Source organism: Pedobacter jamesrossensis (assembly GCF_042650905.1).
In the GTDB taxonomy this organism is placed as follows: Bacteria; Bacteroidota; Bacteroidia; order Sphingobacteriales; family Sphingobacteriaceae; genus Pedobacter; species Pedobacter jamesrossensis.
Genome location: NZ_JBHSBY010000021.1, coordinates 18,128 through 30,303 on the forward strand (window position 1 = coordinate 18,128; position 12,176 = coordinate 30,303).

The 12,176-nt window shown below is 37.7% G+C and carries 18 protein-coding genes; 8 read left to right on the forward strand and 10 right to left on the reverse strand.

Annotated elements, in window-relative coordinates; genetic code table 11:
* Window positions 1–3 precede the first annotated feature (3 nt).
* The 6 genes from ACFOUY_RS03375 to ACFOUY_RS03400 form a co-directional block, all read right to left on the reverse strand.
* Window positions 4–612, reverse strand: a complete 609-nt coding sequence (locus ACFOUY_RS03375) for an alpha-ketoglutarate-dependent dioxygenase AlkB family protein (RefSeq protein WP_378959050.1) — start codon at window positions 610–612, stop codon at window positions 4–6.
* Window positions 588–836: an Ada metal-binding domain-containing protein gene (locus ACFOUY_RS03380; RefSeq protein ID WP_378959051.1), complete on the reverse strand. Its 249-nt coding sequence runs from the start codon at window positions 834–836 to the stop codon at window positions 588–590. Before ACFOUY_RS03380 ends, ACFOUY_RS03375 begins: the two co-directional genes overlap by 25 nt.
* Window positions 837–845: 9 nt before the next feature.
* Window positions 846–1,691 carry a methylated-DNA--[protein]-cysteine S-methyltransferase gene (locus ACFOUY_RS03385; protein WP_378959052.1) on the reverse strand — a complete coding sequence of 282 codons (846 nt, stop codon included), beginning with the start codon at window positions 1,689–1,691 and terminating at the stop codon, window positions 846–848.
* Window positions 1,692–1,776: 85 nt separating this feature from the next.
* On the reverse strand, window positions 1,777–2,184 hold the full coding sequence (locus ACFOUY_RS03390; protein WP_378959053.1) for a DUF1801 domain-containing protein: 408 nt from the start codon (window positions 2,182–2,184) through the stop codon (window positions 1,777–1,779).
* Window positions 2,165–2,560 carry an iron chaperone gene (locus tag ACFOUY_RS03395; RefSeq protein ID WP_378959054.1) on the reverse strand — a complete coding sequence of 132 codons (396 nt, stop codon included), beginning with the start codon at window positions 2,558–2,560 and terminating at the stop codon, window positions 2,165–2,167. Before ACFOUY_RS03395 ends, ACFOUY_RS03390 begins: the two co-directional genes overlap by 20 nt.
* A 279-nt stretch (window positions 2,561–2,839) precedes the next feature.
* The gene (locus ACFOUY_RS03400; RefSeq protein WP_378959055.1) at window positions 2,840–3,403 is read right to left on the reverse strand and encodes a DNA-3-methyladenine glycosylase I; all 564 of its coding nucleotides are present in this window, start codon (window positions 3,401–3,403) and stop codon (window positions 2,840–2,842) included.
* Between the two features lie 499 nt (window positions 3,404–3,902).
* Here ACFOUY_RS03400 and ACFOUY_RS03405 point away from each other — a divergent pair, with 499 nt between their 5' ends.
* From ACFOUY_RS03405 to ACFOUY_RS03420, 4 genes are all read left to right on the forward strand, one after another.
* On the forward strand, window positions 3,903–4,340 hold the full coding sequence (locus ACFOUY_RS03405; RefSeq protein ID WP_378959056.1) for a hypothetical protein: 438 nt from the start codon (window positions 3,903–3,905) through the stop codon (window positions 4,338–4,340).
* A gap of 53 nt (window positions 4,341–4,393) precedes the next feature.
* Window positions 4,394–4,642, forward strand: a complete 249-nt coding sequence (locus ACFOUY_RS03410) for a sigma 54-interacting transcriptional regulator (RefSeq protein ID WP_378959057.1) — start codon at window positions 4,394–4,396, stop codon at window positions 4,640–4,642.
* Window positions 4,590–4,853, forward strand: coding sequence for a sigma 54-interacting transcriptional regulator (locus tag ACFOUY_RS03415; RefSeq protein WP_378959058.1), 264 nt, complete (start codon window positions 4,590–4,592; stop codon window positions 4,851–4,853). Before ACFOUY_RS03410 ends, ACFOUY_RS03415 begins: the two co-directional genes overlap by 53 nt.
* A 63-nt stretch (window positions 4,854–4,916) precedes the next feature.
* Window positions 4,917–5,309, forward strand: coding sequence for an AAA-type ATPase lid domain-containing protein (locus ACFOUY_RS03420; protein WP_378959059.1), 393 nt, complete (start codon window positions 4,917–4,919; stop codon window positions 5,307–5,309).
* Window positions 5,310–5,349: 40 nt separating this feature from the next.
* On the opposite strand, the gene ACFOUY_RS03425 is transcribed toward ACFOUY_RS03420, so the two are convergent.
* Window positions 5,350–5,529, reverse strand: coding sequence for a hypothetical protein (locus ACFOUY_RS03425; RefSeq protein ID WP_378959060.1), 180 nt, complete (start codon window positions 5,527–5,529; stop codon window positions 5,350–5,352).
* 286 nt (window positions 5,530–5,815) lie between these two features.
* Between ACFOUY_RS03425 and ACFOUY_RS03430 the strand changes: the two genes are divergently transcribed.
* Both ACFOUY_RS03430 and ACFOUY_RS03435 read left to right on the forward strand, forming a co-directional pair.
* The gene (locus ACFOUY_RS03430; protein ID WP_378959061.1) at window positions 5,816–6,013 is read left to right on the forward strand and encodes a hypothetical protein; all 198 of its coding nucleotides are present in this window, start codon (window positions 5,816–5,818) and stop codon (window positions 6,011–6,013) included.
* Window positions 6,014–6,405: 392 nt separating this feature from the next.
* Window positions 6,406–7,011, forward strand: coding sequence for an NAD(P)/FAD-dependent oxidoreductase (locus ACFOUY_RS03435; protein ID WP_378959067.1), 606 nt, complete (start codon window positions 6,406–6,408; stop codon window positions 7,009–7,011).
* A 42-nt stretch (window positions 7,012–7,053) separates the two neighbouring features.
* Here the strand turns inward: ACFOUY_RS03435 and ACFOUY_RS03440 are convergent, their stop codons facing one another.
* Window positions 7,054–7,260, reverse strand: coding sequence for a CBS domain-containing protein (locus ACFOUY_RS03440; RefSeq protein WP_378959062.1), 207 nt, complete (start codon window positions 7,258–7,260; stop codon window positions 7,054–7,056).
* 580 nt (window positions 7,261–7,840) lie between these two features.
* On the opposite strand from ACFOUY_RS03440, the gene ACFOUY_RS03445 reads away from it, so the two are divergent.
* Both ACFOUY_RS03445 and ACFOUY_RS03450 read left to right on the forward strand, forming a co-directional pair.
* A complete protein-coding gene (locus tag ACFOUY_RS03445) occupies window positions 7,841–9,397 on the forward strand; it encodes a Fic family protein (RefSeq protein WP_378959063.1) in 1,557 nt (518 codons plus the stop codon).
* A 470-nt stretch (window positions 9,398–9,867) separates the two neighbouring features.
* A complete protein-coding gene (locus ACFOUY_RS03450; protein ID WP_378959064.1) occupies window positions 9,868–10,296 on the forward strand; it encodes an EamA family transporter in 429 nt (142 codons plus the stop codon).
* 307 nt (window positions 10,297–10,603) lie between these two features.
* On the opposite strand, the gene ACFOUY_RS03455 is transcribed toward ACFOUY_RS03450, so the two are convergent.
* The gene (locus tag ACFOUY_RS03455; RefSeq protein WP_378959065.1) at window positions 10,604–11,884 is read right to left on the reverse strand and encodes a type II toxin-antitoxin system HipA family toxin; all 1,281 of its coding nucleotides are present in this window, start codon (window positions 11,882–11,884) and stop codon (window positions 10,604–10,606) included.
* On the reverse strand, window positions 11,878–12,021 hold the full coding sequence (locus tag ACFOUY_RS03460; RefSeq protein WP_378959066.1) for a hypothetical protein: 144 nt from the start codon (window positions 12,019–12,021) through the stop codon (window positions 11,878–11,880). Before ACFOUY_RS03460 ends, ACFOUY_RS03455 begins: the two co-directional genes overlap by 7 nt.
* Between the last annotated feature and the right edge of the window lie 155 nt (window positions 12,022–12,176).

The window sequence follows — 12,176 nt, forward strand, 5'->3', positions numbered from 1 at the left end:
CATTTATACGACCATAGTTCTAAATGTGAGATTTACTCTAGGCGTTATTACTTTTTTTGTGGGTGGGAGGCGATGAAGCCAGTTAGTTTGGGTCTCGTCTTTCATAACCAGCAAGCTGCCATGCTCTAAAAATGTTGTTATGGTTTCTTTGGTTTGTTTATGTTTAAGAAGAAACCTTCTTTCAGCTCCAAAACTTAACGATGCAATTGCAGAATTTTTAGCCAAAGCTTTTTCATCATCGCTATGGTAGGCCATGCCTTCATCACCATTATGGTATAAATTTAAAAGGCACGAATTAAACTTTGTGCCTGTTTTCTCTTCCGATATTTGTTTCAGCTCTAAAAGTTCTTTTGTCCAGGGTAGGGCAAATTTCGATGCGTTAGAGTAAGTGTAAGAATAAGATTCATCTCCATACCAGGCAACTTTTCTTTTAGTAATAATGTGTTTCCCCATAATAAAAGCCTCGTCATTCTTCCATTCAATGGTTTCCATCAACCTATAGAAATAGTGGTTAGCTTGTGTTTGCGTAAATAATTTTCCATAATAATTAACAGTTCCTGCGTATGGGAGTAGATTATGGTTTACATCTATTTCCTGGTTAAATAAGTCCATTCTTTATATTTTTTATTTAGGCAATTTCCACAAGGACGAAATCCATTTTCCAGCGCTTGTTTTTCAGTTTTGAAAAATACCCTGTTTTTTGCTTTCATTCGTTTGCCCGATTTGCAGCATAATTTGCCATAAATTTTTAAACGAATATTTCCTCCGAAACAAATTTCCCTGTTTTTTATTTGATTTTTTAAAAATTGAGATGACAATTCAAGATGTTTTAGCATATTATTCCGCTATGTGTTACCCTCTGTTTTGGCCGCTTCCCAACCAATAATTGCACTTTTCCGTTCGGTACCCCAGTGATAGCCACCTAAAGCGCCACTTGATTGAATTACCCTGTGGCATGGAATTAAAAATGCAACGGGATTATCACCAATAGCCGTTCCCACAGCTCTTGAAGCCCTTGTGTTTTGAATTTTTTCGGCAATTAAACCGTAGGTAGATAATTTCCCTATTGGGATTTTAAGCAATGTTTCCCACACTTTTAATTGAAAATCAGTGCCTTTGATGTGTAATTTTATTTGATTTAATTTGCTCCAATCGTGATTGAAAATGATTAAGGCATTTTGTTGGTCTGAATCCATAATCTGACTATAATTCGCAGATGGAAAAAGCTTTTGCAGGTTTTGAAATGCAGAAGCTTCATCATTACAGAATGCGATGTGACAAATGCCTTTTTGCGTTGATGCAATAATTAAATTACCAAACGGGCTCGGAGCAAAACTGTAGTTTATCTTTAAATTTTCTCCACCACTTTTATATTCTCCTGGAGTCATTCCCTCAATATTTACAAATAAATCGTGGAGTCTGCCAGTTCCCGATAAACCTGTTTCCAAAGCTGTATTAAAAAGAGTTTGATTTTCTTTGAGTAGCTTTTTTGCATAACCAATGCTAATATATTGTAGAAACTTTTTAGGTGTTGTACCTGCCCATTCGCTAAACAATCTTTGAAAATGAAAAGGGCTTAAATTTACCTTTTCAGCAATTTCTTCAAGGCTAGGTTGTTTTTTGAAATTTGCCTGAATATAATTTATGGCTTCACTAATGCGCTTAAAGTTAATTTCATCCTGAACTTTCATGTTGTCAATATTTATATACAAAAGTAGTTTTGGTAAAGGGTTTAAGCTACCCGATAATTGCTGTGTTTTTTAAGAAATGAAAATATTATTTTTCTATCAAGCTTAACCAGATCTTAATAACCTCTTGAAGTTCTTTTTCCTTTGAAATTACATCATCTAAATCCTTAAAATGGATTATTCTCCTTCCATCCGTATATTTCCCTTCCATCAAGCCGCTTGTATCTTTTATAATAGCACCTGTGGGTAAAACGAGCATGATTTTTCCTTTGTGAAGGTTTAAAACCATTAAGTCCCTTTTATATTCTTTTGCATCAAAAGGCTTCATCTCTCCAGAATAATAGAAGCCAGGACTGTTCCATTTAATTTGTTCTGCTATTTCCGAATCTGTATTGAGTATAATTTGCCTGATAGTTTGTACAATTTCTCTTTGTTGTACATTGAGGTTTTGTATGTAAAAGCTAACCTGTTGCTCATTACTTAGTTTTTCTGCCATTTTCTTTGTTTGTTTTTAATAAGGCTTTTTGCTCGTTTTGAGCAACTCTAAATTCAGTAATTTTGCTGACAAGCCCTAAAGGAAGAGGCTTATCTAGTGGGAATTGAACAGAACCTTTAGCACTCTTAAAAATTGATAATTCTTCTTTGAATTGTTCGATGCTGCCAGCACCTGGATAAAAGCCAATGTGATTTTTATAACCCGCATAATGAACCAGATTGCCGTTAAGCACAAATGTCGGAATGCCATAACCTATTTTTTCAGTAGCTTTTGGCGCTATTTTTTTTATGGCTTGCCGCATTTGCTCAAGCAATTCTTGCGTTTCTTTAGGGAAACCTGCGATATAGCTTTCTACATCTGTTATTTTGATATCCATTTTGTGATTTGGTTAAAACAATTTAGAGGTTATTTTTCTTAATCAAAATTAAGTGGAGGAATGAGAATATGAAAGGGGGATTTGGGTAATGTTGTACGTCTATTTAAGACAGTATTGGACTCCTATACTTTATTTTGGGTTACTAGAACAGAAGAAAAGGGTCGGTGATGATAATAAATAATACCTGATTTTTTGGTTAATTAAATGATTTCTAATGCGTTATTCTAAGCTGATTTAGTGTTTTTTTAAAGTTGTTTATCGTTTTTTGATCTAAATATTCTAAGGATTATTTTTATTATCAAACGACATTGGTTTTTGTGCAGCAACTTTATTATAAACCGGGCAGTCTGCATCATGTGCTCCAGGTAAATATCCAGTGCTCATCAAAAATTCACCAACTATTTCACCACCCGTGAATTTGAAGGTTTTTTTAAATAATTTTACCCACTCTTCTTTGGTTTTTGGATGATGAAAGTCAAGCCAATTTTCAAAAGACCCAAATTCTTTTTGAAGAGCTAAAATGGTTTTAGCATTTTCTATCGCAGCATTTACTTTTAGCTTATTACGTATAATTCCCGCATCATTTAATAAACGATTTCTATCTTCTTCAGTGTACGCTGCAATTTCTTTTATGTTGAAATTGCTGTAAGCTTTTCTAAATGAAACTTCTTTTTTAAGAATAGTTTCCCAACTAAGTCCAGCTTGGTTAATTTCCATAATTAACCGGCCTAAAAGCTCATCGTCATCATGTATTGGAAAACCATAATAATTATCATGATAGTTTTTATGAAGTTCCTTGCGTTCTTCGGGCTGCATATTTGGAATATAGCTACAGTATGACATTTTATAGTTTTTATTAAAGATTCGCTTTAATCCAAAGATAAAGAAGTGTTTTTAATACTTCCTTATTTCAATAAATTTAGCTGTTTTTTGTTTGGCTCAAATTTGAAAACTATAGGTTGTAATAGCTGATATTTACCGGCTACAGAACAACTGCTACAAAAAAATGGAGCATCTACAAGACGTCTACAGGCGTTGTTATGACTTGATTTTCATAAGTCTTGCTTTGAAAATACATTGTGGTTCACTCCGTTTTTTTCTCTTTCGATTATGCTGTCAATAAAATTGTTGACATTCAATTCTTTTAACTTTGCGTACAGTTTTTTGTTCTGATTAGCCTTTTCTGCTAGTTCATATTACATTGCTTCACACTCAATCTTGCCCAATCTATTGCCGATTTCTTAGGCTGATTACTGTCTGAGTTAGGCAACGGAAAAATACTTTTGCCGCAACTGAAACCGTTTCACAGGGTGAAAATAGCACCTATTGAGCCCTTGATAATTTGTTAGAAAAACTGATAAATGCAAAGCAGCAAGATGAAGTCATCAATATTATCGAAACTCATTTTCTAACAACTTTGGATGCAAATTACGCGGAAGTCATACTTAATTCAAAACAGGATTTAATATTCGATTTGAATAATGAAGTGGCTTTTTTTGATTTAAAAAATCTGATACCATTTTCGGTAAATAAAGTGTACATTAGCTTATGGATGGAGAATGAAATCAACCATATTGTGGCGATTCCGATCACTAAATCAACTGTAATAAAGGGACAAATATTGCTTGGATTCAAAACTCAGTTTGTAGCTTCTAAGCATATAAATTTTCAATTGAAAACGATTGCCAGTTTGCTTACATTAGCAATTGAGCGGATCAATACCGAGCAAAAAAATCAGCAGCATCAGCAAAAAATTCTGAATTTCTTGTTCACAAAGTAGACGAGAGCGACGAAGTTTACAGTCACCCGGAAATTATTGGTGCGAGCACTGAAATGCAGGAGGTTTACAGGCTGCCAGAAAGGATTTCTGCTACTGAAACAACCGTTCTAATTTTAGGAGAAACGGGAACAGGAAAAGAGTTGATTGCCAAAGCTGTTCATGACGCTTCGAACAGAAAGCATAAAACACTTATCAAAGTAAACTGTGCTGCAATTCCACCAAATTTAATCGAATCGGAACTATTTGGCCATGAGAAAGGAAGTTTTACAGGAGCAACCGAAAGGCGAATTGGGCAAATTTGAGCAAGCCCATCAATGCACAATTTTTTTAGATGAAATAGGGGAGTTGTCACTCGATTTACAAGTTAAATTACTTCGTGTTTTACAAGAAAAAGAAATTGAAAGAGTTGGCGTTAAAGCCACGATTTCAACCGATGTTAGAATTGTATCGGCCACCAATAGAAATCTTTTGGAAGAAGTAGAAGCTGGAAAATTCCGACAGTATTTATTCTAGAGGTTGAATGTTTTTCCCATTTCATTGCCTCCCTTAAGGAATAGAAAAATAGATATTCCGGTATTGGCAACCTATTTTTTAGAAAAATTTGCAAAGAAATCGAATAGGAATTTAACTGGTTTTTCTAAAAAGGCTATTGGGTCGATGATGGCTTACAACTGGCCGGGTAATGTGAGGGAATTAGAACATTTAATAGAAAGGCAAGTGGTTATGGCTACGGGTGCAATCATCAAGGAAATCCAAATTCCGAACGATGCAAACAAAATAACATCAAAAAGTGTAAATATGGTTAAAACCATTTCTGAAAACGAACGCGATCATATTTTTACTGTGCTTGAATTGTGCAATGGAAAAATTTCTGGTACAAACGGAGCTGCTAAAATGTTGGGTGTTCCGGCAACTACGCTAAATTCGAAAATTAAAAAGCTAGGCTTCGCAAAGAAACATGTATTTTAAACTGGCGGATTGAAAACAAATCAACCCGCCAGTTTATTCACTAAATATCCAATTCGTATGATGACCTTGAAGCTTTATCTGCATGGTCTAATAAATCGGAATCGTGTTGGGCAGCGGACTCATCGCTGATAACTACACTTTGGTTTAAGGCGTCTTCTTCGCTGGTTAAAGCATCTTCCTTATCATCAGAAAGTTCTTCTTTATTTGGGTCTATAATCATGGCTTTTTTATTTAAAGATAGCCATTAAAATACGTTTTAGAAGACTTTTCAGCCTTTAAACTGTAAATTTTCTGAATTTTTTTTATGTTTATTAAATGTGAATTGAAACACGTCATAAATTTACTTTATATCGTTAGTTTTTATTTTTTTATATTTAATTTAAGTAATTGATAAACAGTTGTTTGGTTGTTGGGTTGCTTTTTGATAGGCCATAGTTAACATATTGGCTACCTACGATGGCGAAATCATTAAAAAATAAGAATACGAACCGATTGAGAACTGAATAATGAATAAACTTAAGCTTTACGGAAAACCAGATTCACCAGAAATTTACCCCATTAGGGATTTCTTAAAAAGAAGTGTTGTCGATTTTGATTGGATTGATATCAGTTATGATAATTTGGGCTGGGGTCAAGGCCTCACATCGTTTAACAACCCAGATAAACACCCCGTAATTGAATTTCCCGATGGTAAGGCATCATAAATCCTACTTTAGAAGAAATTGCCTGTAACCTGGGTTGGATCACTCAACCAAAATATACTGAATATGATTTATCTATTTATGGTGCTGGTCCTGCGGGCCTGAGTGCTGCTGTTTATGCTGCTTCAGAGGGGTTATAAACCATATTAATCGAACGTGAAGCCGTTGGTGGTCAGGCGGGCACAAGTTCTTTAATCGAAAATTATTTAGGGTTTCCTGAGGGTATTTCGGGGGCAAACCTGGCGGAGCGAGCCAGGCAACAAGCGTTAAAGTTTGGTGTCGAAATTATGCTTTTGAAAGAGGGGGTTAAGGGTACTTTCTATGATAATAAAATTCATGTTGATTTTGCTACGGGAGAAAAATGAGTAGCCAAAACAAATATTTGTGCAACAGGCATAGAGTATGCCAGATTAAACCTTAAAGATGAAACCAAATTCTTTCATAAGGGCTTGTATTATGGCGCAGGGGCTAGCGAAGCTGCTTTTTGCCAGGATAAGGACCTTTATATTGTGGGTGGTGGAAATTCTGCCGGGCAGGCTGCAACCTACTTTTCGGGGTTTGCCAAAAAGGTTTTCATGGTTATTCGCAAAGGAAATCTGTCTGATACACTTTCAGAATATTTAATCAAACGCATTGCAAACATCAAAAATATTTTCGTGTTGTATTATTCGGATGTTACGGCGTTGGAAGGAGATCATTATCTGCAAAGGATAAAGATTGAAAATAGTAAAGATCTTAGTGCAGAATGGCATGAAACCTCAAAACTTTTTATCTGCATCGTAGGGAAACCGAATACAGATTGGGCTTCGGAAACGGCCATCTGCAGAGATAAAAACGGTTATTTATACACAGGAAATGATTTAATCGGCATAGACCAATATCAAATGTGTTGGGGTTTAGATAGGCCACCTTATCATTTAGAAACCAGTGTTCCCGGTTCTTTTGCAGCTGGCGATGTGAGGTTTAATTCGGTTAAAAGGGTTGCCTCGGCAGTGGGCTAAGGGGCAATGGCCGTTACACAAGTTCATCAATATTTATCAAAACTATAGGTATGACACTGGGTAAAAATATGCCGAATAATCCTCTAGTTCAGGAATGTCACCAAATATGGCCTCCATAATATCCTGCATACTGATTAGTCCAACGGAGTTACTTTCATCAGTTACGATCGCAAACTTCCTGTTCTGCTTCTTGAAATGATTAAAGATCGATAATATAGATGATTCATTCGTTACCGTGAACAGATCCATGATACAGTCCTCCCATTTTCCATTGCCATCTAATAGAAAGTCCTTGGTCTGAAGGATTCCAACGATACTGTTCTTGGTCGTTTTATAAACGGGAAAGTTTGAGTATGGGCTTTTGCGGATAAACTCATATAGTTCCTCATTCGACCAGTCAGCTGATACCTAGGCAGAAATACCAATCGGCTTCATGATCCTGCCAGCGGTGAGGTTGTTCATAGAAAAAACATTCTGATGAAGCCAAAGCTCTTCTTTTTGTAACGTACCCTGCAACTCCACAATGAAAAGAAGGGAGTAAAGAGAGAAGTGGAAATGCAGCATAAGAAGATATAAAAGGAATCCGCTATGGTTACTAAGACTAGTACAACAGGGAATACTAATATTAGCATCGCAACAAATACTAATAATAGAGCAGCAATAAATACTAGAATAAGCACAACTACAAATACTAAAATAAACACATCAATAAATACTAGAAAAATCACAACAATAATTGCTAAATTTACCACATCAACATTTACTAGAATTAGCACAATTAGGTTTAATAATTGTAGAATGAAGAAGTAGAGGATTAACAACAAGAGATATGGCAACACCACAGGAAAGATTTGTAGAAGCGTTAAAAGCATTACAAGTGTTACAGGATAATAATCAGGTAGCGATATACACAGATGAGATATCAAACCGGGTGTATCGGGAGATTTTGGTAAAAAACGGTTTTCTAAAAGAAGTAACCAGAGGATGGTACATCACTGCTGATCCTGCTAGAGGCCCCGGTGAGACTACCTCATGGTATAGCTCTTATTGGGATTTCTGCATTAAATTTCTGAATAATAAATATGGGAATGAGTGGTGTCTGTCGGCAGACCAATCCTTAAAAATTCTTGCGGGGAACTGGTCTGTACCTTCACAGTTGTTCATACGTTCTCCGCACGGTAATAACCACCCTACGCCTTTGCCGCACAGTACTTCAATGTTTAATCTACAGGCGGAACTTCCGCCTGCGGAGCTAATGACCCAAGAAAATGGGGTTCGGCATTATACCTTACAGGGAGCATTGATTTATTGTACGCCAGCGGCATTTGGTGGAAATGGGCTTGATGCACGGACTGCGCTGTCTCTGATCAGGGACGCATCTGAGCTGCTCCCGGTTCTACTGGATAATGGTCATTCAACAATTGCTGGTAGGCTTGCTGGTGCATTCAGAAATATTCAGCGTGAGCGGATCGCAGATCAGATTCTGGATACGATGCGTCAGGCAGGCTACGATGTCCGGGAGGATGATCCCTTTCAGGCAAAACTGGAGATTAATCTTTCAGCCCGTGAAAAGTCACCTTTTGTTAATCGTATTAAACTCATGTGGCAAGGGGCACGTGAAATCGTTATAAATGATTTTCCAGCTGCACCAGGTATAGCAAATGATCATGAAGGATATTTGAAAAATGTAGATACGATCTATGTTACTGATGCATATCACTCTTTATCGATTGAAAGGTATAGGGTTACCCCTGAATTGATTGAGCGTGTAAGTTCGGGAAATTGGAACGCTGAGCAAAATGAGGAGGATAAAAGACAGAAGGATGCTATGGCGGCACGGGGATATTTTCAGGCTTTCCAGGTTGTTAGGGAAAGTGTGAAGAATATTTTAGCTGGCAATAATGCAGGTGTTCAGCTCGATGAGGATCACCAAAAATGGTATCGTGAGTTATTCGATCCGAGTGTTGCGGCAGGTATTCTAAAAGCGTCAGATCTTGCGGGTTATAGAAGTCATCAGGTTTATATTAGTAACTCACAGCATGTGCCCTTAAGTGTGGATGCGATGCGTGATTGTATGCCGGTATTATTTGAACTGCTGGAATCCGAAACAGAGGCATCGGTACGCGCGGTTTTGGGACATTTCATCTTTGTGTTTATTCATCCTTATATGGATGGCAATGGCCGGATTGGACGCTTTTTGCTGAATACGATGCTGGCTTCTGGCGGGTATCCTTGGACGGTTGTTCCTGTTGAAAAAAGAGATGAATATATGAAAGCATTAGAACATGCCAGTGTTGAGCAGGACATTAGCCTGTTTTCAAAATTCATTGCGCACCTGGTAGGTGAAACTATGCAGGGAAAACCAGTAGCCCAGTTACCCGCATAGCGTGAAAGGATTGTGCTAAAAAGCATAATCAGACCTAAAAAATAGTTTTTGTAACGAATGGATACTTTAAGCATCATCCTGTGCATTTGTGGAAAACCAAAAACTCCGACCATAAACGGCTGGTTTGAAACGAATGGAAACCATAACAATTTGGAGGATTTTCCGCGAGCATATTTACAGGATTCTCGATAACCGGCCATTTCTTCGCCGATATGACTGAGATTGTCCTTCTTACCCCGCTCATATGGATAAGCTATGATCCCACTGGCTAAAGCCAATTTAGCACTTTTATCCTTTCCCAAATTCGAGGCTGTACATGATGCAGCGAAAATCCTGGTTACACGGGTGAAGTTGCTACTCATTATCAAAGAATCCCATAAAATAACGGAAGGGTGATCATTTATCTAATGACATCATTTTGTTACAATCTAATAACCGAATCAATTGTTGAATTTTAAACGATAAATATTATGTGGGTATTCTGGGCTTTGTTGGCCGCTATTTCGGCAGCATTAGTCATTGTTCTAACAAAGGCGGGGTTAAAAAACATTGACTCCAGCCTTGCTTTTGCCATACAGTCTGTGATGATATTAGTAATCACCTGGGGTGTGGTATTTTTTCAGGGAAATTTTCATGAGTGGAGGGCAATTGAAAAAAATGCATGGGTATTCCTGATTGCAGCTGGGGTTTTTACCACGCTTTCCACCTTATTTTCATATAAGGCATTATCCCAGGGGCCAGCTTCGGTTGTGGTCACCCTGGAACGTTCCTCGCTTGTCATCGCGATAATACTATCCGTCATTTTCCTAAAGGAAAAACTAACCTGGCAAGTTATTGTTGGTGGAAGTGTAATGATTGCTGGTGCAGTACTAATCTCTCTTTCCAACAGCAGGGATTAAGATGTGTCTGTAGCGCCATATCGTCGGGGATCACTATCCTCTGATTTTCTTATCGACAGCTTAAGGGGGGATTTCAGGCCTTTAATTATAATCTGCATAAACCAGTTTGATTGATCTAGTCTCGCCAAATTTAATACATCGAGGATCTATTGTAAATCAGAAAGCTAAAGTTTATCATTTTTGGTTAGATGGGGTCAATACTTTTTGGTTTTTCCAGCTCATCACCCGTCACGGAATCGCTTGGTCAATGACACCGATAACTCCATTCGAAGTTCCTTCGTGGTTTCCTTATAGTTAGTATGAAATCCTAGAAACTTTTAATCAACGTCTTGTCGATTGCTGCTGCCAGTTTTTCCTCTACTTTGTGTTGAGCGGCATAGTGAAGCCAGTTATTAATTGAGGTTTGAACTTCATCAATTATCTGTTTGGGTTTACTGATTGAGTTCTGTTTGGCAATTCCTAAAAGATCTTCCTTACTTATATTTGCCCGCTTTCCATTTATGCTCAAGTTATGTTCGCTTACCCAGTCACTATCTGGTGGGTAAGCGTAACAAATGTCATATGCGGGAGATAAAGTCCATTTGCCGTTGGGATGCATCAGGAATGCAAAATTTTTAGTATGATCGTCACAGTTTTTTGCAAGTACATTGAATACCATTCTACGGAACATCTGTTCCGCCTCTGCATAGGTTAGTTTTAACTGGCGCATGGTCTGAAACAATTGCTCGTAGCTGTAACTCAGTATTTGGTTGAAGTCATAGTGTGCTATAGCGCATAAAGTTTGTGTGTGCAATTTTTTATTTCCTCCGATTCTGTCGAACCGCTTTGTCATAAAATGGGCACGACCTTCTTCTTCGATAAGCCTCGACTCCATCATATCCAGTCCGGCGGAGGTTGCCATCCCGTAATAAGCCATCTCTACTCTTCCATAGCCATGACTTGTGCCAAATTGTGTGTCATTTACTCCGTCAAACTTCAGTAACCAATGTTCAAAGCCTTTAGTCAATGTTTGCCCTGATCTTATTTCTCCGGTTTTTTCATTGTATGCAATGACTGCCTTTGGTCGGGCCCCGCCAGCCGAAGTGCCCATTTTCAATACTTCCATCAACACGTCCCGCATTTCATCATCGGTATGTATTTGGAAAGATTCGTTCTTGTTCAACAGTCTTTGTGTGGTTTCTATTAAACTGGATATTTCCAGTGTATGTGGTTTAGTTGCTGGTGCAATAGATGGCGCGAATTCCAAGGCACCCATTCCTCTTGCTCCAATGAAACACAGCAATTCTACTGGATTCAATGATCCTTCAGGTCTTCCGTTCTGTGCTAACCAAATATTAATCAGTTCAGTTCCATATTTGTCGGGGAGCACATCGGCCAATAGCCCTGGTAAACCTTTGAAAGTGGGGTTGCCTCTAAGATCTGGAAAAGAAAAGATCCTTTTAATTAATGGCATTTTAATCGGAGCGATTTGCAATTGAGATTGTAGGAACTTAGTGTCATATTCGAAAGACGCTATTTGTTGCTTTTCATCCCAGGCAACTGCACCTACCAGTTGCCCCCATAACTTAATATATGCTGTTCTTACCATCCTGATTCTTCCTCTTTAGGGCTTTCTTTCGCTCTGGATGCCCGTTTACGTTTTTTCTGTTCTTCTTTTGCCAGTAGCATAGGGCTGATTTGTGGTTCTATTTTAAATCTGTCCAATACATATAGTGCATCCAGCATCCGCAAAATTTTGATTAAATTGAGCAAAGAGATGCTTTCACCCCGTTCTATCGTAAGCAGCCTACCAAGTACATCTTTTAAATAACTTTCGCGATGTTTTTCTTTGCATAAAAGAAATATATGAGAACATCAGAAGAAAAAATGTTAGCAGTTGA

Bases quoted from the DNA above. Each gene is read 5' to 3' on its own strand.
- ACFOUY_RS03375 (WP_378959050.1), bottom strand. From the start codon at position 612: ATGGACTTATTTAACCAGGAAATAGATGTAAACCATAATCTACTCCCA.
- ACFOUY_RS03380 (WP_378959051.1), bottom strand. From the start codon at position 836: ATGCTAAAACATCTTGAATTGTCATCTCAATTTTTAAAAAATCAAATA.
- ACFOUY_RS03385 (WP_378959052.1), bottom strand. From the start codon at position 1,691: ATGAAAGTTCAGGATGAAATTAACTTTAAGCGCATTAGTGAAGCCATA.
- ACFOUY_RS03390 (WP_378959053.1), bottom strand. From the start codon at position 2,184: ATGGCAGAAAAACTAAGTAATGAGCAACAGGTTAGCTTTTACATACAA.
- ACFOUY_RS03395 (WP_378959054.1), bottom strand. From the start codon at position 2,560: ATGGATATCAAAATAACAGATGTAGAAAGCTATATCGCAGGTTTCCCT.
- ACFOUY_RS03400 (WP_378959055.1), bottom strand. From the start codon at position 3,403: ATGTCATACTGTAGCTATATTCCAAATATGCAGCCCGAAGAACGCAAG.
- ACFOUY_RS03410 (WP_378959057.1), top strand. From the start codon at position 4,394: ATGCAGGAGGTTTACAGGCTGCCAGAAAGGATTTCTGCTACTGAAACA.
- ACFOUY_RS03415 (WP_378959058.1), top strand. From the start codon at position 4,590: ATGAGAAAGGAAGTTTTACAGGAGCAACCGAAAGGCGAATTGGGCAAA.
- ACFOUY_RS03425 (WP_378959060.1), bottom strand. From the start codon at position 5,529: ATGATTATAGACCCAAATAAAGAAGAACTTTCTGATGATAAGGAAGAT.
- ACFOUY_RS03430 (WP_378959061.1), top strand. From the start codon at position 5,816: ATGAATAAACTTAAGCTTTACGGAAAACCAGATTCACCAGAAATTTAC.
- ACFOUY_RS03440 (WP_378959062.1), bottom strand. From the start codon at position 7,260: ATGGATCTGTTCACGGTAACGAATGAATCATCTATATTATCGATCTTT.
- ACFOUY_RS03445 (WP_378959063.1), top strand. From the start codon at position 7,841: ATGGCAACACCACAGGAAAGATTTGTAGAAGCGTTAAAAGCATTACAA.
- ACFOUY_RS03450 (WP_378959064.1), top strand. From the start codon at position 9,868: ATGTGGGTATTCTGGGCTTTGTTGGCCGCTATTTCGGCAGCATTAGTC.
- ACFOUY_RS03455 (WP_378959065.1), bottom strand. From the start codon at position 11,884: ATGGTAAGAACAGCATATATTAAGTTATGGGGGCAACTGGTAGGTGCA.
- ACFOUY_RS03460 (WP_378959066.1), bottom strand. From the start codon at position 12,021: ATGCTGGATGCACTATATGTATTGGACAGATTTAAAATAGAACCACAA.